Genomic DNA, 19,760 nt, shown 5'->3' on the forward strand with positions numbered 1-19,760 from the left:
CAAGCTTCTCTTTCAAGGAGGTGGACGCCATGCCGTCAACAACCGCTATCACCGTATCGCAACTATCCCGTCTGATTGGGCTGCCGGGTGCGCCCGCAGTCATCGACGTCCGCATCGATGATGACTACAACGCCGATCCGCGCCTGCTGCCGGGGTCGGATCGGCGTGATTTCAGGACTGTCTCGAACTGGGCTGCCGACTTCGCCGGCAGGCAAGTGACAGTCGTCTGCCAGCAGGGGAAAAAGCTCTCGCAAGGCGTGGCCGCATGGCTGCGGCACGAGGGCATAGCCGCCGAATCGCTCGACGGCGGGTTTGAAGCATGGCGCGATGCCAAGGGCCTTCTCGTTCACGCCGACAAGATACCGCCCGCCGACGCCAAGGGCCGCACCGTTTGGGTGACGCGTACGCGCCCGAAGGTCGACCGCATCGCCTGCCCCTGGCTGATCCGGCGCTTCATCGATCCTCACGCGGTCTTTCTCTTCGTCGAGCCGACCGAAGTGGCAGCCGTCGCCGATCGCTTTCAGGCCGTGCCTTTCGACATCGAGAACGTGTTCTGGAGCCACCGCGGCGAACGCTGCACCTTCGACACCATGATCGAGGAGTTCGGGCTTAAATCCGAAGCGCTCGATCGCCTGGCCACGATCATACGCGCTGCCGATACTGCGAGCCTCGATCTTGTTCCACAGGCGGCCGGGTTCCTGGCCGCCTCGCTTGGCCTGTCACGGATGTTTCGCGACGATCTGGAGCAGCTCGAGGCCGGCATGCTGCTCTACGATGCGTTCTTCCGCTGGTGCCGCGATGCCACCGAGGAGACGCATAACTGGCCGGCCGCCGGCGCAGTCAGTCTCGGCACGGGCAAACCATCGTGAGCGCCGTCCTTTCGAAAAAGCCGGCGGAGATCCGGGAGCCGGTTGTGCCGAGCTTCCGGCAGGCCGTGAAGGTCTGGGCGAAAATCGGGGTGCTCAGCTTCGGCGGCCCGGCCGGGCAGATCGCGCTCATGCACAAGGAACTGGTCGAGGACCGGCGCTGGATCGGCGAACAGCGCTTCCTGCATGCGTTGAACTACTGCATGCTGCTGCCTGGTCCCGAGGCCCAGCAGCTTGCCATCTATATCGGCTGGTTGCTGCACAAAACGGTCGGTGGCCTTGTTGCCGGCATTCTCTTCGTCGTGCCGGGCGCGCTTGTAATGCTCGTCCTGAGCAGCCTCTATGCGCTCTATGGCGATGTACCACTCGTCGCGGCGCTGTTTTTCGGGGTCAAGGCAACCGTGCTCGCCATTGTCATCGAGGCGGTGATCCGGATCGGCAGACGCGCGCTGAAAAACCCGGTCATGGTGTCGATCGCACTCGCCGCCTTCATCGCCATCTACGCGTTGAACGTGCCGTTTCCGCTGATCGTGCTGCTTGCCGGCCTGGCAGGCTGGATCGGCAACCGTAGTGCGCCGGCATTTTTTTCCGGCGCACCACAGGGCAAGGGCGATGTTCCCGACGTCAAAGGCGCGGTCGATCTGATGTTCGAGCGCGGCGAACTGACCCACGTCAGGCCGACGCGATGGCATGCGCCGCGCACTTTGGCGATCTGGCTGCCGATCTGGCTGGGACCTGTTCTGCTCGTCTGGGCTGTCACCGGCCCTGCCAGCGTTTGGACGCAAATCGGTGGCTTCTTCAGTGTCATGGCGGTCGTCACCTTTGGCGGCGCCTACGCCGTGCTTGCCTATGTCGCGCAGGCAGCGGTCGAGTCCTTCGGCTGGCTGGCACCCGGTGAAATGGTCGACGGCCTTGGGCTTGCCGAAACCACGCCCGGCCCGTTGATCCTGGTCTTGCAGTTCGTCGGTTACGTTGCCGCCTTCCGCCACTCCGGCGCGCTTGCTCCGCTGCTCGCCGGCGCGCTTGGGGCATTGCTCACATTGTGGGCGACGTTTACCCCATGTTTCCTGTGGATATTCCTTGGCGCGCCTTACATCGAAGCGCTGCGCGGCAACAAGGCACTGTCGGCGGCGCTCGGTGCGATCACCGCCGCCGTCGTCGGCGTCATCATGAACCTCGCTCTATGGTTCGGCTTGCACGTCATCTTCGGCGAAGTGCGCAATGTCGGGCTTGGAATGGACGTGCCGGTGCTTTCATCGATAGACTGGCGCGCGGCGCTGCTTTCCTGTGCCTCGATGATCGCCATCCTGAAGCTGAAGATCGGCATGCTGCCGACGCTTGCCGGATCGGCGCTGGCCGGTGTGTTGTTGCTGGCGGCGAGCGGGTAACGCTCAGCCGCCCATTCTGTCGCGCGGCAGCTTGATCATATCGCCGAAGCGGGCGCGCAATTTGTCGTCGACCGGTTTTGGCACATGGCGCGGGAAGCGTTCGGCAAGCACGCGTTTCTTCTCGATGATCGCCCGTTGCAGGATATCGGGCCTGCCTTTCTCATTCCATTCCTTCGGCGAAAAGCGGTCGCCGACGGCCGGATAGAAATATTCGGTCTGCATCAGCCGCAGCGTCTGCTCGTTGCCCAGATAATGGCCCGGCCCTTTCAGGCAGACATCGGCAATGGTGTCGATCGACAGCGACTCGTCCGTCACTTCGATGCCGCGCACGCAGCGCAGGCAGTGGCCGAGCATGTCATTGTCGATGATCAGGCTCTCCAGGCAGAAGCCGAGCAGCGAGGCATGCATGCCGGCCGACTCATAGACCAGGTTGAGGCCGGCGAGACCGGCCATCACGTCGGTTATGCCCTTTTCGTAGCCGGACTGAATGTCAGGCAGTTTCGAATCTGTCATGCCGGCGGCCGAACCGCCCGGCAGGTCGTAGAATTGCGCCATCTGCGCGCAGGCCGCGGTCAGCACCGCCTGCTCGGCCGACCCGCCCGACATGGCGCCGGTCCTGAGATCCGAGACAAACGGCCAGGTGCCGAAGATCGCTGGATGGCCGGGCTTGATGGCGTTGACGTAGATGAGGCCGACGAGCACTTCGGCGACCGCCTGCACCACGGCGCCGGCAATCGCCCCCGGTGCCGTTGCACCCGCCTGTCCTGCCGACAGCAGCAGGATCGGAATGCCACCCTCGACGCAGGCTTCGAGAACGCCGCAGGCGTCCTCGGCAAACTTCATTGGCGGCACGACGAAGCAGTTCGAATTGGAGACGAAAGGCCGGGCGCGAAAATTCGCTTCGCCGCCCGCGATCGCATAGAGCATGTCGAGCGCCGGCTTGACGTTCTCACGCACGGTAAACGAGGTGCCGACATGCTTCGACGTGCCCATGACGCAGGCGTAGAGCGTGTTGAAATCCATATCGAGCGGGTCGGGAATGTCGCGCGGCACCATCGGCCGCTGAAAGAAATGGATGTTGTCGAGCCCTTCGACCAGGCGCGCGGCATCGTAAATGTCCTGCAGCAGCGACTCGCGATACTCACGCTTTTCGACATCGACAAGATGCACCGCAGCACCAGCCGTGCCGTAATGCACACGCTTGCCCTGGATCACCATGTCGTGCTTCGGATCCTGGCCGTGCAGGGTGAAATGCCGCGCCGCTTTCTTGATGGTGTCGAGCACAAGGCCGCGAGGAAAGCGCAGGCGGCCGTCCTCACCGAGGGTCGCACCCGCCTTGGTCAGTGCCTCGATGCAGGAGGGGATGGCATTAGCGAAGCCGACCGTCTCCAGAAGGGTAAGCACGGCCTCGTGGATACGTTCGCAATCGCTGCCGCTGAGCGGGCTGTAGCTTCCGCCTTCGAGGCCGGCGCGCACCGGCTTGACGTCGTCGGCAAGCGGCGCCGCCCGCATGGCGCGGCGCGCCTCGCGCCCGCCGGACCGCCGCGAACGCTGGTCTGCGGACACGTCCTGCTTCTCATGGGCCATTGGCATGAAGGCACTCCAACTTTAGCTGCGGAGCGGGCGCGGCGGTTGGTCCACCATCTGCCTGCTTCGTCCCCTATACCCCGACTATGCCGCCGGCATTGGCACAGCCTATGTGCCAGCCGATCCCGTCGCATATGCCAAGGAGCTAAAGAACCGGAGCCGCACTACATGCGCCAGGCTCCGGTCGGGGAAGGGAGATCAGGCCGCTGCCGGCCTGCGTCCAGCTGCCGTCGCCAGTTCGCGGATGCCGGGTTCGATGTGCTGCAGCGCGATCGAGGAAATGCCCAAGCGCATGAAACGCGAAGGCTTTTCGGTGCGGTCGAAGAAGCGGTCGCCGGGCTCGATGATGACGCTGCGCGAGGCCGCGGCCTCCGCCAGTCCGCGCGAATCGGTGCCGCGCGGCCCCTCGAGCCAGAGCGACGTACCGCCGGCCGAATCGGTCGAGCGCCATTCGGGCAGGAAGGCGGAAATCGCATGGACCAGACGCTTTCGCCTCTCGTCGAAGGCACTCGACAGCCGCCGCACCAGCGCCTCGTGATGGCCGAGCGACAGGAAGAGCGCCACGGCGCGCTGGTTGTTGGCCGGCGGATGGCGCAGCATGAAGCGGCGCAGCGCCCGCAACTCGGAGATCAGCCCGGCCGAGGCGACGATGTAGCCGAGCCTGAGGCCGGGAGCCAGCGTCTTCGACATCGAGCCGACATAGACGACGCGGCCGGACCGATCGAGGCTCTTCAGCGCCTGCTGCGGCGCCTCGTCCAGGAGCTGGCTGTCATAGCCGTCCTCGATGATGATCTGGTTGTGCCGGTTGGCGCGCGCCAGAAGATCCTGCCGCCGCTCCGCCGACAGCGGCACCATGGTCGGGCAATGGTGGCTGGGCGTGACGAAGACGAAGCCGGAATCACTGGGAATGGCAGAGGTTACGATGCCGGAGGGGTCGACTGGAACCGGCTGGATATCGGCGCCGGCCAGCCGGAAGATCGAGCGTGCATCGGGATAGCCGGGGTCTTCCATCGCCACCTTGGAGCCCTTGGTCATCAACAGCGTGGCCAGCATGTAAAGCGCGTTCTGCGCGCCCAGCGTCACGATGATCTCGTCCGGATTGGCGAAGATGCCGCGCCGCGGCAGCAGCCGGGCCTGGATCTGCTCGATCAGGAGCGGATCGTCGCGGTCGACCATGTCGGATGCCCAGTTGCGGATTTCGAGCACCGCCAGCGCCATGCGGTTGCACTCGCGCCATTCGGCGGTCGGGAACAGCGCCGGGTCGAACTGGCCGTAGACGAAGGGGTAAGACGACTTGATCCAGTTGTCGTGCTTGGCCGGCGGTGGCATGTCGCTCGCCGCGATCTGCCGGCGCGCCTTCCAGTCGATCTCGTTGGCCTGGTCGGGCGCCTTCTGGTGCGGCTTGGCCGGCGTTGCCAGCACCTCGGGATTGACAAAATGGCCGCGGCGCTCGCGCGCCACCAGAAAGCCCTGGTCGACCAGCTGCTGGAACGCCAGCACCACGGTGCCGCGCGCTACGCCGAGTTTTTCGGCAAGAATCCGGCAGGACGGAAGCGGCATCGAAGCCGCGATCTGCCGGTCGAGGATGGCGGCGACGATCGCCTGGCGGATCTGCGCCTGCAGGGTCTGACCGGAGTCCGCCGAAATCCGGAACAGGCCGGACCATATGGCCGTGTCGTTTCGCTGTGGCATGGGAGATGTTCCTCGATGGCCAGCTTTTTTCACTTGGCTGGACCAGTCGAATGTACCGGTGGCACAAGGTGTTGCGCCAATCAATTTTTCTGATCGCTGGGATTTATGCCAGTGATCCTTTGCGCCGGCCCGCGCTGCGCTGCGGCATCGCTGCGCATTGAAACAGATGGAATTCGACCCGATAGTTTGCCGCGACGACACGCGCCGGAAACATCCGGCCTGATAAGATGCACCTCAAGAACCGGAGCGAGGCAGTGGATCAACCGTCCTTTCAAAAGCAGCTCGGCGCGTTGCGCGATCATCGTGCGGCCAAATCGGGCTCGATGCGCGAGGCTTTCGCCGCCGATCCGCAGCGCTTCGAGAAATTCTCCGCCAGCGACGGCGACGTGCTGCTCGACTGGTCGAAATGTGCGGTCGATGCGCGGACGATGGAGTTGCTGGAGAAGCTGGCCGAGGCCGCCGACCTCGAAGGCCGGCGCGACGCGATGTTTGCCGGCAAGAAGATCAATGTCACCGAAGGCCGCGCCGTGCTGCACACGGCACTACGCAACCTGACCGGCAAGGGCATCGTGCTCGACGGCCAGGACGTGAAGGCGGAAGTCCTCGCCGTGCTCGACGCGATGGGTGCCTTCGCCGACGCGGTGCGTTCCGGCAAAGCGGCCGGCGCGACCGGCAAGAAGATCACCGACATCGTCAACATCGGCATCGGCGGCTCCGATCTCGGCCCTGCCATGGCGACGCTGGCGCTGGCGCCCTATCATGACGGGCCGCGCGCGCATTACGTATCCAATATCGACGGTGCGCATATCCACGACACGCTGAAGGGTCTTTCCGCCGAAACCACCCTGTTCATCGTCGCCTCCAAGACCTTCACCACGGTCGAAACTATGACCAATGCCGAGACCGCGCGCGGATGGGTCGAGAAGGCGCTCGGCAAGGAAGCGGTCGGCAAGCATTTCGCCGCCGTCTCGACGGCGCTCGACCTGGTCGACAAGTTCGGCATCGCGCCCGATCGCGTCTTCGGCTTCTGGGACTGGGTTGGCGGCCGCTATTCCGTCTGGGGTGCGATCGGCCTGCCGGTGATGATCGCCATCGGCCCGAAGGATTTTCGCGCCTTTCTCGACGGCGCCCATGAGATGGACGAGCATTTCCGCACCGCGCCGCTGGCGAAGAACCTGCCGGCGCTGATGGGGCTGATCGGCTGGTGGCACCGCGTGATCTGCAAATACCCTGCTCGCGCCGTCATCCCTTACGATCAGCGTCTGTCCAGGTTGCCGGCCTATCTGCAGCAGCTCGACATGGAATCGAACGGCAAGAGCGTCACCCTGGACGGCGGCGCTGTGACGACGCCGACCGGCCCGCTGGTCTGGGGTGAGCCCGGCACCAATGGCCAGCACGCCTTCTTCCAGCTTCTGCATCAGGGCACCGATTTCATTCCGGTCGAATTCCTCGCCGCTGCCGTAGGCCACGAGCCGGAACTGAAGCATCACCACGACCTTCTGCTTGCCAATTGCCTGGCGCAGTCGGAAGCCTTCATGAAGGGCCGCACGCTTGAGGAAGCCCGCGCGCAGATGCTGGCGAAAGGCATGAAGCCGGCCGATGTCGACAGGATTGCTCCGCACCGCGTCTTCTCCGGCGACCGCCCCTCGGTGACGATTCTCTACAGAAAGCTCGACCCCCACACGTTCGGACGGCTGATTGCGCTCTACGAGCACCGCGTCTTCGTCGAAGGCACGCTATTCAACATCAACTCCTTCGACCAATGGGGCGTCGAACTCGGCAAGGAACTGGCGACCGGGCTGCTGCCCGTCGTTGAAGGCAAGGAGAACGCCGCAAAGCGGGACGCCTCGACTGCCGGACTGGTGGAATACATCCACCGCTTGCGCGGCCTGGAGTGAAAAGCTTGGCGGACATCAAGGGAATATTGTTCGACAAGGACGGCACGCTCGTAGATTTCAACGCGACATGGCTGGGCATCGCCGACTTCATGGCGATGGATGCGGCCGAAGGCGATCGCTGGAAAGCAGACAGGCTGCTTGCGGCGGCGGGCTTCGACTTCGCCAGCAAGCGCTTCAAGCCGGATTCGATTTTTGCCTCGGGGACCAACATGGACGTCGTCGAGCTGTGGTTTCCACGGCTGTCCGACGAGGACCAGATGCTTGCCGTCGCCCGCTTCAACGCCATTACTTCGGCGCAGGGATCGGCAATGGCGGTGGCGCTGCCGGGTGTGGTCGAGACGCTTGGCCTGCTTCACAGAAAATCCTACCGACTTGGCGTCGCCACCAACGACTCGACCAGCGGCGCGGAAAAGACCTTGGTCACTCTGGGCGTCGCGCAGCTTTTCGACGCCGCCTATGGTTACGATGCGGTGGCCAATCCGAAACCGGCGCCGGATACGATCCTTGCCTTCTCGGATCTGACAGGGCTCAGGCCGGCGACGATCGCAATGGTCGGCGACAATCGCCACGATCTGGAGATGGCGCGGGCCGGCGGCTGTGGCCTGGCGATCGGCGTGCTGTCCGGCACCGGCACACGGGAATCGCTGTCGCAGATCGCCGACGTCATCCTCGATTCAGTTGCCGATCTGCCCGATTTTCTTGCGGCCCGAGTCAGCGAGACGGTCTAGACTCGCAGCTAAACTGTCCGAACGAGAACACGCCACTCGGTTTCATCGCCGCATTCCTGCCTTCGCCGACATCCGGCACCTCGTATTCGGCCAGCAGGCGAAGCCGCGAGCGGGGCAGATAGGCGCGGCCCGGATCGCCGACCAGCACCTCGATGCCGGCAGGGAGGCAGCGGTCGAGGAAGGGAACGACCCGGCCGGCAAGATCATGGGCGTAAAACAGGTCGCCGACCACCACGACATCCACCGGTGGCGGCGGACCGCTGGTTATGTCCCCGCCGATCGTCGCAATCACAACGCCGTTCGCCATCGCATTGAGGCCGATCGCGGCAACGCCGTTGCGGTCGATCTCGGCCGCGATCACCGCGCTTGCGCCGGCTTTTGCCGCTGCGATGCCGACGAGGCCCGAGCCGGCGCCGAGGTCGAGCACGCGACGGCCGGTCACGGTCTCCGGCCGGTCGAATATATAGCGGGCGAGCACCGCGCCGCCGGCCCAGACGTAGGCCCAATACGGTGGCTCCGGTTCAGGTCCGTCTTCTTCGGTAGCGTGTTGGTTCCACTCGACAAGCCGCCTGAGCCCGCTTCCTGGATGGGCGGTGTAAAGCCGAATTTCGGGAATCGCAGGTACTGCCGCGACCCGCATGTTCGCCCGGATGAACTCTACCGGATCTGGGCGCGAACCTATGCCCACCGCGTTGGCGCCGGTGATGCAATCGCTCAAGCTGCGCCTAGCCCCGCAACGCCCGTCGCAGGATCTTGCCGACCGGTGTCTTGGGCAGCTCGGTGCGGAACTCGATATGCCTGGGGCGTTTGTAGCCGGTCAGGTTCTCTTTGCAATAAGCCGCCAGCGCTTCGGCGGTCAGCCCCGGGTCCTTCTTGACGACGAACAACTTCGGCACTTCACCCGAATGCTCGTCCGGCACGCCGATCGCCGCCACTTCGAGTACGCCCGGATGCTGCGCCACCACTTCCTCGAGTTCGTTCGGATAGACGTTGAAGCCGGAAACCAGGATCATGTCCTTCTTGCGGTCGACGATCTTGGTATAGCCAAGCTCGTCCATGAAGCCCATGTCGCCTGACTTGAAGAAGCCGTCCTCAGTCATCACCTTGGCGGTCTCGTCCGGCCGGTTCCAGTAGCCGGCCATCACTTGCGGTCCGCGGATGCAGATTTCGCCGACTTCGCCGAGCGGCAAATTGTTGCCGTCGTCGTCGCGGATGGCGATCTCGGTCGAGGGCAGCGGCAGGCCGATCGTGCCGGTGTAAACGCCGTCGCTGAATTTGTTGATGGTTGTCCCCGGTGAGGTTTCGGTAAGCCCGTAGGCCTCGCTGATCGGGCAGCCGGTCAGCGCCTTCCAGCGTTCGGCGATGGCCCTCTGCACCGGCATGCCGCCACCCAGCGTCAGGATCAGCGGCTTGAAATCGAGCTTGCGAAAATCCTCATTGTTGAGCAGCGCATTGAACAGCGTGTTGAGGCCCGGAAAGATGTGGATCGGGTATTTCTGCAGCTCTTTGACGAAGCCGGGAATGTCGCGCGGATTGGGGATGAGGACATTCTGTGCGCCTTGCTGCATGCCTACCAGCACGTTCGCCGTCAGCGCAAAAATGTGATAGAGCGGCAGCGCGCAGAGGAAGTTCAGATGCGCCGGCTTAGGCTTGACGGTAAAGGCGTCTTCAGCCCACAGCGCGTTCTGCGCGACGTTCGCCAAAATGTTGCTGTGCAAAAGCATCGCGCCCTTGGAGATGCCGGTCGTGCCGCCTGTGTATTGCAGGAAGGCGATGTCGTCGGCCGCGACCTTTGCGGGCCTGAAGGCCATGCCGGCGCCTGCCTTCAGCGCGGCGCTGAATTTGACATGGCCGGGCAGCGACCATGCCGGCACCATCTTCTTGACGCGGCGTACAACGAAGTTGACGATTGGTCCCTTGATCCCACCGAGCATGTCGCCCATCGAGGCGACCACGATATGCTTGACCGCGGTCCTGGCGATCACCGCCTGCAGGGTGCAAGCGAAATTTTCGAGGATGACAATGGCTTGAGCGCCGGAATCCTTGAGCTGGTGCTCCAGCTCGCGCGGCGTGTAGAGCGGATTGATGTTGACCACGACATAGCCGGCGCGAAGCACTGCCATGATCGCCACCGGATATTGCAGCACATTCGGCATCATCAGTGCGACGCGCGCGCCCTTCTGCAGCCCCGTTGATTGCAGATAGGCGCCGAAGGCGGCCGACTGTCGCTCGAGGTCGGCATAGGTGATCGATTTGCCCATGCAGACGAAGGCCGGCCGATTCGCAAACTGCTTGCACACGGTGACGAGAAAGTCGCCGATCGAGCTGGAGGGCAGAGCGCCGATCTCGGCCGGCACGATCTTTGGATAACTCTTAAGCCACGGTTTTTCCGGCAGGCCGGCGGCCAGCGACATGATCGCCTTTGGTAATCTCTTGGCCGGACCTGCCGACGGTCGGGGCGCTGTCGGCACTGCCTTCGCCGCCGGCTTGGCGGCAGACTTTGCAGCAGGCGCCATCTTGCGGGTTGCCGGTTTAGCAGCCGTTCCAGCCGTGGTCTTCGCCGCCGGCTTCGCGCTTGCCTTCGCGGTAGCCGCCGGCTTGGCGTCGGCCGCTTTTGACTTGACTGCTTTCGATGTTGCCTCGGCCTTTGCTTTCGCCGCGCTGGTTGTCTTTGCCGGTTTTGCCACCTGTCGCTCCCTCACTCGTTCTTATTGTTTCGGCATGCTTGCGCGCCACCACCGCCCTGATCAACAAAGATATCCCAACGCTTGCCGCAATGCCCGAAACCCGGGAAAATCCGGCACGCTGCCCATCTATCTATGTATTGCCACAAGCGGCGGCCGTGCAAGCCTTCGCCACCAGGAGTGCGGTAAGACTTGCCGTCAAACCTCTCGGCCGCGACCGGTTTTCGGACGCGGGTCTCTTGAACCGAAAGGCTCGATTCCCACAATTGGCGGCATCGCCGATCAACAAAAAATTGAAGTCGCTAATAATGTCGTGATCTGCGGATTCGGCTCGTTTTTTCCACAATTTGCCGCGTGCCGGAATTTTTTTCTGCTTCCCGTGGGTTAGGCAAACAAGCAGTTCCAAAGCTAGAAAAACGGTGCTTATATGCGGCCTTCGCGAGCCTGATAGAGGGGCTTGGAAGAACATCAGGGAGTGCTCAATGAAAAAGAAACTGACTTTTGCAGCCGCGTTGCTGGCTGCAAGCGTCCTCGGCGGCATGGCCAACGCAAAACAACTGGTCTATTGCTCGGAGGCTTCGCCGGCCGGCTTCGACCCGTCGCCATGGAGCGGCGGCAACGACTTCGACGCCTCGTCGCGCACCATCTATTCGCGCCTGGTCGAGTTCGAGCATGGCAAGACCACCATCTCCCCCGGCCTGGCAGAGAGCTGGACGGTTTCCGACGACGGTCTCGAATACACCTTCAAGCTTCGCCCTGGTGTGAAATTCCAGACGACCGATTATTTCACGCCGACGCGCGACCTCAACGCCGACGACGTGATCTTTTCCTTCGAACGCCAGTGGAAGAAAGAAAGCCCGTGGTACAGCTATCTGGAAGGCACCGGCTGGGAATATTTCACCGGCATGGGCTTCCCCGATCTCCTGAAGGAAATCGTCAAGGTCGACGACCTGACGGTGAAATTCGTGCTGAACAAGCCTGAAGTCGCGTTCCTGCCGGACCTCGGCATGGATTTCGCCTCGATCGTTTCCAAGGAGTATGCCGACCAGCTCGACAAGGCCGGCACCAGGCAGCAGTTCACCCAGAAGCCGGTCGGCACCGGTCCGTTCCAGTTCGTCGACTACCAGGTCGACGCGGTCATCCGCTACGCGGCATGGGACGGCTACTATGGCGGCCGCCAGAAGATCGATGATCTGATCTTCGCCATCACGCCCGATCCCGCCGTGCGCGCGCAGAAGCTGAAGGCGGGCGAATGCGATATCATGTCGTACCCGGCGCCAGCCGACATTGCCGGACTGCAGGCCGACACGAACCTCAAGGTCGATGAGCAGGAAGGCCTGAATATCGGCTACATGGCCTATAACACAACGCAGCCGCCCTTCGATAAGGTCGAGGTCCGCAAGGCCCTCAACATGGCGGTGAACAAGAAGGCAATCATCGACGCGGTCTATCAGGGTGCCGGCACGCCGGCCATCAACCCGATCCCGCCGACCATGTGGTCCTATAACAAGGACATCAAGGACGATCCCTACGATCCGGAGGCGGCCAAGAAGATGCTGGCCGACGCCGGCGTCAAGGATCTGTCGATGAAGATCTGGGCTATGCCGGTCAGCCGCCCCTACAACCCGAACGCCCAGCGCGTCGCCGAGTTGATCCAGGCCGACTATGCCGCCGTCGGCGTCAAGGCGGAGATCGTCAGCTACGAATGGACCGAGTATCGCCAGCGCGGCAAAGCCAAGGATCGCGACGGCGCCTTCCAACTGGGCTGGACCGGGGACAATGGCGATCCGGACAACTTCTTTTTCCTGCTCGGTTGCGATGCCATCGGCCAGTCCAATTATGCGATCTGGTGCAATCAGGAATTCGAAGCCCTGCTGAAAAAAGGCAAGGCAACGACGGACGTCGCCGAGCGCACCAAGATCTACGAGGAAGCTCAGGTGGTGTTCAAGCGTGAGGCTCCGTGGCTGACCATCGCCCATTCCAAGGTCTTCATGCCGATGAACAAGAAGGTGTCGGGCTTCGTTATGGACCCGCTCGGCATTCATCGGTTTGACGGCGTCGACGTCACCGAATAAGTCCTGAGAAATTGAACGGCGGCGCTGGACTTCCCGCGCCGCCGTTCTATGAAGCAAGATGCTCCGTTATCTCCTCCACAAGCTCGCTTTGATCATCCCGACCGTGTTCGGCATATCGCTGGCGGCGTTCGCTTTCGTCCGGCTTCTGCCCGGCGATCCCATCCTGGCCCTGGCCGGCGAGCGCGGCGTCAGCCCCGAACGCTACGCCCAGCTCATCGAGCAGTTTGGCTACAACCGGCCCTATGTCATCCAGTACCTGGAATATATCGGCAGGGTCCTCACCGGCGATTTCGGCATATCCATTGCCACCAAGCGGCCAGTGCTCGGCGAATTCCAGGCGCTGTTTCCGGCCACGCTGGAACTGGCGACGGTGGCGTTGATCATCGCCATCCTGCTTGGCATCCCTGCCGGCATTTTCGCTGCGGTCAAGCGGGGCTCCTGGTTCGACCAGGCGACGATGGGTGTCGCGCTGACCGGCTATTCGATGCCGATCTTCTGGTGGGGGCTGCTGCTCATTATCTTCTTCTCCGGCTATCTCGGCTGGACGCCGGTTTCCGGCCGCATCGGCCTGCAGTATTTCTTCAGGCCGACGACCGGGTTCATGCTCATCGACAGCTTGATCTCCGGCAGGAGCGGCGCTTTCAAATCCGCCGTCAGCCATCTGATCCTGCCATCGATCGTGCTGGCGACGATCCCGCTCGCCGTCATAGCGCGCCAGACGCGCTCGGCGATGCTCGAGGTGCTGGGCGAGGACTATGTCCGCACCGCGCGTGCCAAGGGCCTGGCGCCGCGCCGTGTCATCGGGCTGCATGCTTTTCGCAACGCGCTGATCCCAGTGGTCACCACCATTGGACTGCAGGTCGGCACGTTGATGGCAGGCGCCATTCTGACCGAAACCATTTTTTCCTGGCCAGGCATCGGCAAATGGATGATCGACGCCATCGGCAAGCGCGACTATGTCGTCGTGCAGAGCGGATTGCTGATCATCGCGCTGATCGTCATGGCGGTGAACCTGATCGTCGACGTGCTCTACGCCGTCATCAATCCGCGCATCCGGGTGCAGTGAGATGACCGACGAATCCGCCGCCGAAGCCACCGCTGCCTCCATCCCGACAGGCGGCAGGCAAAGGGCGTTTGCCGAGTTCTGGCATTACTTCTCGATGAACACCGGGGCCGTCATCGGTCTTGTCGTGTTTTCGGCGCTCGTGCTGGTGGCGATCTTTGCGCCGTTCGTCGCCCCGCATTCGCCCGACGAGCAGTTTCGCGATGCACTGCTGGCGCCTCCTGCCTGGCAGGAAGGCGGCAAATCGATGTTCCTGCTCGGCACCGATGCGGTCGGCCGCGACATGCTTTCGCGGTTGATCTTCGGGGCACGTTTTTCGCTCTTCATCGGCCTGGTGGTCGTCGTCTTCTCACTCACCAGCGGCATCGTGCTTGGCGTGCTCGCCGGCTATTTCCGCGGCTGGGTCGACACGCTGATCATGCGCATCATGGATATCATCCTGGCCTTCCCGTCGCTGCTTCTGGCGCTGGTGCTGGTGGCGATCCTCGGCCCGGGCCTGTTCAATGCCATGTTGGCGATCGCACTGGTGCTGCAGCCGCATTTCGCACGTCTCACCCGCGCCGCCGTGATGGCCGAAAAGAACCGCGAATATGTGATCTCCGCCAAGGTGGCCGGCGCCGGTCATCTTCGCTTGATGGTGAGGACGATCTTGCCGAACTGCCTGGCACCGCTGATCGTGCAGGCCACGCTGTCCTTCTCCAACGCTATTCTCGAGGCTGCGGCGCTCGGCTTCCTCGGTGTCGGTGCGCAGCCGCCGACACCAGAATGGGGCACGATGCTCGCTTCGGCGCGCGAATTCATCCTGCGCGCGCCTTGGGTGGTGACCTTCCCCGGCCTTGCCATCCTGATCACTGTGCTTGCAATCAATCTGATCGGCGACGGCCTGCGCGATGCCTTCGACCCCAAGCTGAAGAGATCATGATCCAATGCCTCTTCTCGAGATCAAGAACCTGACCGTTTCCTTCGACACCGCCGCCGGACCATTCATGGCGGTACAAGGCATCGACCTGTCGGTCGAACCGCGCGAGGTGCTGGCGATCGTCGGCGAATCCGGTTCCGGAAAATCGGTGGCGATGCTGGCGGTGATGGGGCTCTTGCCCAACACGGCGACGGTGAGGGCCGACCGCATGGCCTTCGACGGCATCGACCTGCTAGAGCTCGGCCCATCCGAGCGGCGCAAGATCGTCGGCAAGGACATTTCGATGATCTTCCAGGAACCGGTCGCCAGCCTCAACCCATGCTTCACCGTCGGCTTCCAGATCGAGGAGGTGCTGCGTTTTCATATGGGCATGGACCGCGCTCAGCGCCGGGCGCGCGCCATTGAACTAATGAAGCTCGTCGGCATCGCCGACCCCGAGGAACGGCTGGGCTCCTTCCCGCATCAGATGTCGGGCGGCCAGTGCCAGCGCGTCATGATCGCCATCGCCATCGCCTGCAATCCGAAGCTTTTGATAGCCGACGAGCCAACCACGGCACTCGACGTCACCATTCAGAAGCAGATCCTCGATCTACTAGTCGGCCTGCAGGCCAAATACGGCATGGGCCTGATCATGATCACCCACAATATGGGGGTCGTTGCCGAGACCGCCGACCGTGTCATCGTCCAGTACAAGGGCCGGAAGATGGAAGAGGCCGACGTGCTGTCGCTGTTCGAATCCCCCAAGAGCAATTACACCCGCGCGCTCCTGTCGGCGCTGCCGGAAAACGCCGTCGGCGACCGGTTGCCGACTGTTTCCGACATGCTGTTCGAGCCGGCCCCATCTGTAGTCGCAGCCCGATCCGCAGGAGGAACCGCCTCATGAGCGTGACGGTAGTCGAAGGCAAGAACATCGTTCGCGACTATCATGTCGGCGGCGGGCTTTTTCGCCCCTCCCGTACGGTTCATGCGGTCAAGGGTGTTTCGTTCAGCGTCGACAAGGGCAAGACGCTGGCCATCGTCGGCGAGAGCGGCTGCGGCAAGTCAACACTCGCCCGCATCATCACCCTGATCGACCCGGCGACCTCCGGCGAGCTTTTCATCGACGGCAAGAAGGTCGACATCGCGAGGGATGGTCTGTCGAAGGAAATGCGCCGCAAGGTGCAGATCGTCTTCCAGAACCCCTATGGTTCGCTCAATCCACGCCAGAAGATCGGCGACGTGCTTGGCGAGCCGCTACTCATCAACACCGACAGCACGGCCGACGAACGGCGCGATCTCGCCATGAAGATGCTGAAGAAGGTCGGTCTTGGCCCCGAGCACTATAATCGCTACCCGCATATGTTTTCGGGCGGCCAGCGCCAGCGGATCGCCATTGCCCGCGCGCTGATGCTCAACCCCAGCCTTCTGGTGCTGGACGAGCCCGTCTCGGCACTTGATCTTTCGGTGCAGGCGCAGGTGCTGAACCTGCTCGCCGACCTGCAGGATGAGTTTCAGCTGACCTATGTTTTCATCAGCCACGACCTGTCGGTGGTACGCTATATCGCCGACGACGTGATGGTGATGTATTTCGGCGAGGCGGTCGAATACGGCTCGCGCGACGAGGTCTTCGCCGACCCCAAGCACAGCTACACCAGGACGCTGTTCGCGGCGACGCCGCGTGCCGACGTCGCCAGCATCAAGGCAAGGTTGGCGAAAAAGAAGGCCGCCTGATCCGGCGAGGTTTGCCGGCCGGCTACGGCTTCTCGATCCCCGGAATGCTGGAGATCTGCTCGACGAGAAAGTCGACCAGCAGCCGCACCCGGGCAATGCCGGCGCCTTCCGGGACGATCAGCATGCTCAGCGGGACGGGGGGCGGAAAACAGCCCGGCAGGACCACTTCCAGCCGGCCGGCCGTCAGGAGATCGTCGACAAGCCAATGGTGGGCGGGTGCGATGCCGCGTCCGGCGACAAGGGCTTCGCGCGCGGCAAGCCCATGGTCGACTCGAAATCGACCGCCAAAGGGCACCGCAAAGGTCTCGCCGCCCGGCCCCTGCAGGGCGAGTGTGTCGCTTCCCGCGATGTTCGACATCCGGATGCCTTCATGGCCAGGCAGACCCTGCGGGACAGCCGGTCTGCCCCGCGCCGCCAGATATGCCGGCGCCGCCACCAGCAGACGCCGGGATTGTCCGAGCGCCCGCAGTTTCATCGAGCTGTCGGTGAGCGGACCTAGGCGAAGCGCAATATCGACGCCCTCCCGCACAAGGTCGATGCGCTCGTCGGTGAGGCTAAGATCGATGCCGATATCGGGATAGCGGTCCTGAAAGGCGAAGATCAGCCGGCTGACGTGCAAGACCCCGAGCGCCGCCGTGCAGGATATTCGGATCGTGCCGGCCGACGCGCCGCGCGTGCCCCGGGCCTCATCACCGGCCTGCTCAACGAGGCGCAGGATCTGGACGCTGTCGGCATAGTAACGGCTGCCTTCATCGGTCATCGTCACACGCCGGGTGGTCCTGCTGAGCAAGGGCACGCCGACGGCCTCCTCGAGTTCTCGCAAATGCCGTGTGACCGTCGACTGCCCAACTCCGAGCTCGCGCGCCACCGCCGAGAGGCTGCCGCGCTCGGCGACGCGAACGAAGGTGCGCATGCGCTCGAGAGTGACGTCCGATCTATCCATTATTCGGCATAATCTTATACATTTCATACATATAGTGGATCAGCCCGCGGCTGGCTACCTTTGGTGTCTATCGTCCTTCTTCGGAGTAGACCCATGAAAGTCCTGCTTGTTTTTGCTCATCCTGAGCCGCGTTCGCTCAACGGCGCGCTGCGTGACGTCGCCATCAGGGAACTCCAGGCCCAGGGCCACGAGGTGCGGGTGTCCGACCTCTATGCCGATGGCTGGAAATCCGAGGTGGACCGTGCCGACTTTCCGTCGTGGCCGCCGGAAGCACGTTTCCTGCCGGCCGGCGCCTCCAAAAAAGCTTTTGCGAGCGGCACTCTGACCGATGACGTCAAGGCGGAGATCGACAAGCTGTTATGGGCCGATACCCTGATCCTCCAGTTCCCGCTGTGGTGGTACGCCATGCCGGCGATCCTCAAGGGCTGGGTCGACCGGGTGTACGCCTACGGCTTCGCCTATGGCGTCGGCGAGCACAGCGACAAGCGGTGGGGCGACCGCTTTGGTGAGGGAACGCTCGCCGGCAAGCGCGCAATGCTGATCGTGACCACCGGCGGCTGGGAGGAGCATTATTCCGCCCGCGGCGTCAACGGCCCGATCGACGATCTGCTGTTCCCGATCAATCACGGGATTCTCTACTATCCGGGCTACGACGTGCTTCCGCCGTTCGTGGTCTACAGGGTGGACCGTTTCGGGGAGGCCGATTTCGAGCCTGTCGCGGAGCGACTGCGCGAGAGGATGCGGACGCTCGAGACAATCCGGCCCATTCCTTATCGGCAGCAGAATGGCGGCGATTACTTGATCCCAAGCATGCAATTGCGCCCTGGCCTGGAGAACCCGGGTGCAACCGCTTTTGCGCTCCACCAGAACGGCGCAAGCGCAGCCGGACAGCCCGATCAGGGCAGCCGGGCGATGACAGTACGCAGCGCCTCGCCGAAACGCCGAACTTCCTCAATCGTATTGTAATGCACCAGGGAGGCGCGGACGGCGCCGCTGTCCATGCTGAGGTTGAGCCGCTTCATCAGGCGCGGCGCATACATATGGCCGTCGCGAATGCCGATCTGCATCTCGGCCATTTCCTCGACGATCCTCTGCGGCGACAGCGTGCCGATGTTGAAACAGAAAGTCGGCACGCGCTCGCTGAGGCGTGCTTCGTCGGCGACACCATAGATCGTAGCGCCGCAATCTTTGAGCACCGCCAGCATTTCGCGCGCCAGCACCTGCTCGTAGTCGCGGATGGCATTCATGCCGGCAACGATGTTGTCGCGTCGCGACCGGTTATTGGCTGGAGCAAAATTGCGGCCGATCGATTCGAGGTAGCGCACCGCGGCATCCATGCCGGAGACGTTCTCGTAGATGAAGGTACCGGCCTCGATCTTGTAAGGCGGCTCGTCGGGGATGAAATCCTCGCGGAAGGTCGGCAAGCGCTTCAGTGTTTCGAAGCGGCCCCACAGGAAGCCCATATGAGGCGAGAAATTCTTGTAGCCGGAGCAGACCAGATAATCGCAATCCCAGGCCTGCACATCGATCAACCCATGCGGGCCGTAATGCACGCAGTCTAGGAACACTTCGGCGCCTGCCGCATGCGCAATCCCAGCCACGGAAGCAACGTCGACAATCGAGCCGATCGAATGCGCCGTCACCGTGCAGGCGACGAGCCGGGTGCGCTCTGAGACCAGCGGGCGCAAATCGTCGACATGCAGATTGCCGTCCTCGCGCATCCGCCACCATTTGAACTTGGCGCCAGCGGGCGCCAGCGCCAGCCACGTCGCGATATTAGCGTCGTGATCCATGTCGGTGATGACGATCTCGTCACGCTCCCCGTTTGGGCGCTCGGAAAGCATCTGGCCGATGGCGAGGCTGACCAGGCGGATGAACGAAGTGGCGTTCATGCCGAAGCAGATCTCCGCCGGGTTGGTAGCGTTGATCAGCAAGGCCACGCTTTCGCGCGCGCCGGCCACTGCTTGATCGACGGTGACGCTGCGGCCATAGCGGCCGCCGCGCTGCACATTATGCGCGACCAAATGGTTGGTGACCGCATCGAGCACGCTTTGCGGGATCTGCGCGCCGGCGGCATTGTCCATGAAGACGAAGTCTCCGGCTTGCTGCAAGGCGGGAAACATGGCGCGGATCGTCTCGACCGGGAAAGCTGCGGCATCGCCGGTTTTCGAAATCTGATGCTGGTTCAAGCTCGTCTCCTGCGAAGT

The 19,760-nt window shown here is 63.0% G+C and carries 18 protein-coding genes; 12 read left to right on the forward strand and 6 right to left on the reverse strand.

Annotated elements, in window-relative coordinates; all coding sequences use genetic code 11:
• Window positions 1-29 precede the first annotated feature (29 nt).
• Both NKH98_RS00075 and chrA read left to right on the forward strand, forming a co-directional pair.
• Window positions 30-869: a chromate resistance protein ChrB domain-containing protein gene (locus tag NKH98_RS00075; RefSeq protein ID WP_352895742.1), complete on the forward strand. Its 840-nt coding sequence runs from the start codon at window positions 30-32 to the stop codon at window positions 867-869.
• Window positions 866-2,254, forward strand: coding sequence for a chromate efflux transporter (gene chrA / locus NKH98_RS00080; protein ID WP_352895745.1), 1,389 nt, complete (start codon window positions 866-868; stop codon window positions 2,252-2,254). The genes NKH98_RS00075 and chrA overlap by 4 nt, the downstream gene beginning before the upstream one ends.
• 3 nt (window positions 2,255-2,257) lie before the next feature.
• Here chrA and NKH98_RS00085 read toward each other — a convergent pair whose 3' ends face one another.
• Window positions 2,258-3,847, reverse strand: a complete 1,590-nt coding sequence (locus tag NKH98_RS00085) for a trimethylamine methyltransferase family protein (RefSeq protein ID WP_352895748.1) — start codon at window positions 3,845-3,847, stop codon at window positions 2,258-2,260.
• A 192-nt stretch (window positions 3,848-4,039) separates the two neighbouring features.
• Window positions 4,040-5,533, reverse strand: coding sequence for a MocR-like pyridoxine biosynthesis transcription factor PdxR (gene pdxR / locus NKH98_RS00090; RefSeq protein ID WP_352702400.1), 1,494 nt, complete (start codon window positions 5,531-5,533; stop codon window positions 4,040-4,042).
• 5 nt (window positions 5,534-5,538) lie between these two features.
• Here pdxR and NKH98_RS00095 point away from each other — a divergent pair, with 5 nt between their 5' ends.
• From NKH98_RS00095 to NKH98_RS00105, 3 genes are all read left to right on the forward strand, one after another.
• Window positions 5,539-5,694 carry a hypothetical protein gene (locus NKH98_RS00095; RefSeq protein WP_254816186.1) on the forward strand — a complete coding sequence of 52 codons (156 nt, stop codon included), beginning with the start codon at window positions 5,539-5,541 and terminating at the stop codon, window positions 5,692-5,694.
• Between the two features lie 93 nt (window positions 5,695-5,787).
• Window positions 5,788-7,431 carry a glucose-6-phosphate isomerase gene (gene pgi / locus NKH98_RS00100; protein WP_352895750.1) on the forward strand — a complete coding sequence of 548 codons (1,644 nt, stop codon included), beginning with the start codon at window positions 5,788-5,790 and terminating at the stop codon, window positions 7,429-7,431.
• Window positions 7,432-7,436: 5 nt separating this feature from the next.
• Entirely contained in the window at window positions 7,437-8,159 is a 723-nt protein-coding gene (locus NKH98_RS00105) for an HAD family hydrolase (protein ID WP_352506078.1), read from the forward strand.
• On the opposite strand, the gene NKH98_RS00110 is transcribed toward NKH98_RS00105, so the two are convergent.
• Together NKH98_RS00110 and NKH98_RS00115 are read right to left on the reverse strand one after the other, a co-directional pair.
• Window positions 8,143-8,799 (reverse strand): class I SAM-dependent methyltransferase, encoded by a 657-nt coding sequence (locus tag NKH98_RS00110; protein WP_352896303.1) that lies wholly within the window; start codon window positions 8,797-8,799, stop codon window positions 8,143-8,145. The two genes, NKH98_RS00105 and NKH98_RS00110, sit on opposite strands and share 17 nt — an antisense overlap.
• 85 nt (window positions 8,800-8,884) lie before the next feature.
• Window positions 8,885-10,573 (reverse strand): long-chain fatty acid--CoA ligase, encoded by a 1,689-nt coding sequence (locus NKH98_RS00115; RefSeq protein WP_352895753.1) that lies wholly within the window; start codon window positions 10,571-10,573, stop codon window positions 8,885-8,887.
• Between NKH98_RS00115 and NKH98_RS00120 the strand changes: the two genes are divergently transcribed.
• The 6 genes from NKH98_RS00120 to NKH98_RS00145 all read left to right on the forward strand — a co-directional run bounded on the left by NKH98_RS00120 (window position 10,572) and on the right by NKH98_RS00145 (window position 16,610).
• A complete protein-coding gene (locus NKH98_RS00120; protein WP_352895755.1) occupies window positions 10,572-11,231 on the forward strand; it encodes a hypothetical protein in 660 nt (219 codons plus the stop codon). The genes NKH98_RS00115 and NKH98_RS00120 overlap by 2 nt on opposite strands.
• A gap of 94 nt (window positions 11,232-11,325) precedes the next feature.
• Window positions 11,326-12,918, forward strand: coding sequence for an ABC transporter substrate-binding protein (locus NKH98_RS00125; protein WP_254816244.1), 1,593 nt, complete (start codon window positions 11,326-11,328; stop codon window positions 12,916-12,918).
• 58 nt (window positions 12,919-12,976) lie between these two features.
• Window positions 12,977-13,984 carry an ABC transporter permease subunit gene (locus NKH98_RS00130; RefSeq protein ID WP_254816243.1) on the forward strand — a complete coding sequence of 336 codons (1,008 nt, stop codon included), beginning with the start codon at window positions 12,977-12,979 and terminating at the stop codon, window positions 13,982-13,984.
• Between the two features lies 1 nt (window position 13,985).
• The gene (locus NKH98_RS00135; protein ID WP_023676823.1) at window positions 13,986-14,903 is read left to right on the forward strand and encodes an ABC transporter permease subunit; all 918 of its coding nucleotides are present in this window, start codon (window positions 13,986-13,988) and stop codon (window positions 14,901-14,903) included.
• Window positions 14,904-14,907: 4 nt separating this feature from the next.
• Window positions 14,908-15,783, forward strand: coding sequence for an ABC transporter ATP-binding protein (locus NKH98_RS00140; RefSeq protein WP_254816241.1), 876 nt, complete (start codon window positions 14,908-14,910; stop codon window positions 15,781-15,783).
• The gene (locus tag NKH98_RS00145; protein WP_254816240.1) at window positions 15,780-16,610 is read left to right on the forward strand and encodes a dipeptide ABC transporter ATP-binding protein; all 831 of its coding nucleotides are present in this window, start codon (window positions 15,780-15,782) and stop codon (window positions 16,608-16,610) included. Before NKH98_RS00140 ends, NKH98_RS00145 begins: the two co-directional genes overlap by 4 nt.
• A 22-nt stretch (window positions 16,611-16,632) precedes the next feature.
• Here the strand turns inward: NKH98_RS00145 and NKH98_RS00150 are convergent, their stop codons facing one another.
• A complete protein-coding gene (locus NKH98_RS00150; RefSeq protein ID WP_352895758.1) occupies window positions 16,633-17,553 on the reverse strand; it encodes a LysR family transcriptional regulator in 921 nt (306 codons plus the stop codon).
• A 93-nt stretch (window positions 17,554-17,646) separates the two neighbouring features.
• Here NKH98_RS00150 and NKH98_RS00155 point away from each other — a divergent pair, with 93 nt between their 5' ends.
• A complete protein-coding gene (locus tag NKH98_RS00155; RefSeq protein WP_352895760.1) occupies window positions 17,647-18,519 on the forward strand; it encodes an NAD(P)H-dependent oxidoreductase in 873 nt (290 codons plus the stop codon).
• Here NKH98_RS00155 and NKH98_RS00160 read toward each other — a convergent pair.
• Window positions 18,450-19,742 (reverse strand): cysteine desulfurase-like protein, encoded by a 1,293-nt coding sequence (locus NKH98_RS00160; RefSeq protein WP_352895762.1) that lies wholly within the window; start codon window positions 19,740-19,742, stop codon window positions 18,450-18,452. The genes NKH98_RS00155 and NKH98_RS00160 overlap by 70 nt on opposite strands.
• Window positions 19,743-19,760 lie beyond the last annotated feature (18 nt).

This window comes from Mesorhizobium sp. M0833, from assembly GCF_040319905.1.
Lineage (GTDB): Bacteria > Pseudomonadota > Alphaproteobacteria > Rhizobiales > Rhizobiaceae > Mesorhizobium.